Raw genomic sequence first — 1,884 nt, forward strand, 5'->3', positions numbered from 1 at the left:
CCAGCTTCTTCCAGCGCAAGCTTCATATTGCCTCCGGTGATGGCAGTGCGGAGAAGATTTGCTGCCTGCGCCTCACACGCAAGCGCCATTGAGACGGCATCGGCCACTTGGCCAAGCACTGGAACGAAGCTCAACAAACCCACCGCCGTCGCCGCCCAATCGAGCACTGGCGACACTATCTTGAGCGCGTCCCCGACGGCGTGAATAAAAGCCCCACCGTTTTTCTTCGGTGACTTGGTGTCAGGCTGGTCCGTCCGGCCCGCCAGCATATCCGAAACCGCGTTTTGTTCCGCAGCGGTTTCGGGCACATGGGTCTTTGACTGCTGGACCGTGCGGTTCGCCAGCGACATGCTTTGGTAGAACTGAGCAAAGTCTTCATTGCTGATGTCACCGGAGTCGACCGTGTGGCCACCGCCGAAGTCGAAGAATGAATTATTGGTCTCATAGCCTGTGATCGCATTGTTAAGCTGACTGAACAGCAGAGGATCAGAGAGCAACTGAGAGGCCGCCTCCTGCACTTTCGGGTCGAGGCTTTTGTCCTCCGCCATCCTCGCGAGCTTGTCACGCGTCAGGTCACCGCTTCCAAAGAAGGCGTCCTGATTGCTCTTAATTGTTTCTAACGTCTCAAGCTCGGTACGCGTGAGACTCATCGACGAAGAAGCGACTTGAAGAAAGTCCTCTTTGTGCACCTTGTCTATTCCACCACCATATAACTGCTTCCATTCATCCGAGTGGCTGACGAAGTACTGAGCCGCCGCAATGACCTGGGGTGGACATTTGCCAGATTTTGATTCACCCTCGACGATCTGCTTGAATTCAGCCAGACTCAGGTTTTCGGGCAGGTTTTCAGAGTATCGGTAAAGCTCGCGTAATGCGTCGCTCCGAGTCATGGCGGACGGCTGCGGATCACCCGTGCTGTCGGATGGAATGTAGTTCTGAACGTAGCTTTGTGCCTGCTTATCCTGAAATTCGGCAACTTGGGAGTGATGGCGGGAGAATCCGGACAAGTCCTTCGCCGTGATCTTGCCACCGCAGCGGCCATCGCCCTGCGAGCCGATCGCATAAAACAGCTCTGGATCCTGCTGCAATCCCTTGATCGCCGCTTTCAAATCCGGGGGCGTAGAGGGATCGTTGGCTTTATCCGCCAATGAATCCCAACTGAGTGGAGCTTGGTCCTTGTGGCGGTTCAGCACTGCTACAATCTCCAACTCGGCCTGGGTCAGTGAGCCGCTATTCCACGTGATTCTCTCGCTTTTAACGGGCGCCTGTGCAACAGAAGGGTTGGCGATCTCAGAGGGCTCCGGCCCCCGATCCATCGACTCAATAGCTACCCTCATATTTTGCGGCAGCAGGTCCAATGGGTGCTGGGCCAAGTACTCCAACGACGACTCGGCATCTGACACGGATTCCGAATGCTCCCGGAACAATGCTCCCGCCGTCGAAGCGGATTCCCGCGCCAGCGGGTCACGGAGTTCCGACGGACAGGTCTTGTCCTCTAGCAGGGACATGATCAGCATCGCCTCAAACCGAGATGCGCTTTGCTGAGTCTCGTCGAAAGCCGATACCGGCTCTGACCTTGTCTGAGCGGACTGCGAGAAAAGGATGTTGGCGTTACTGACTGGCATTGTGGCCCCTCAGACGTGAAGTTGCATCCGCGACAAGGGCGTCACGAGATGTAGTCACCAGCGATAATGGTGATGAGCATTCGCCGGGTTACCAACTCCGCCTCCACAACCGTGCTCTGAGTGCACTGCTTGTTGATCGCACCACATTCTCTTTCCAGCCCACCTGGCCGACGATCGCTGCGTCCCGAATCTCATCATGACCGGTTCAGCTTTCGACAACCTGACTAACTCCAAAGAATCGATTCAGGATGCGGCCGCG

The 1,884-nt window shown here is 56.3% G+C and carries 1 protein-coding gene; it reads right to left on the reverse strand.

What is annotated here, in order from left to right; all coding sequences use genetic code 11:
- On the reverse strand, positions 1-1,625 hold a 1,625-nt coding region (locus KBI52_RS01695; protein WP_210804901.1), incomplete at its 3' end, for an HrpF/NolX family T3SS translocon protein.
- Positions 1,626-1,884 lie beyond the last annotated feature (259 nt).

This window comes from Microvirga sp. HBU67558 (assembly GCF_018069605.1).
In the GTDB taxonomy this organism is placed as follows: domain Bacteria; phylum Pseudomonadota; class Alphaproteobacteria; order Rhizobiales; family Beijerinckiaceae; genus Microvirga; species Microvirga terrae.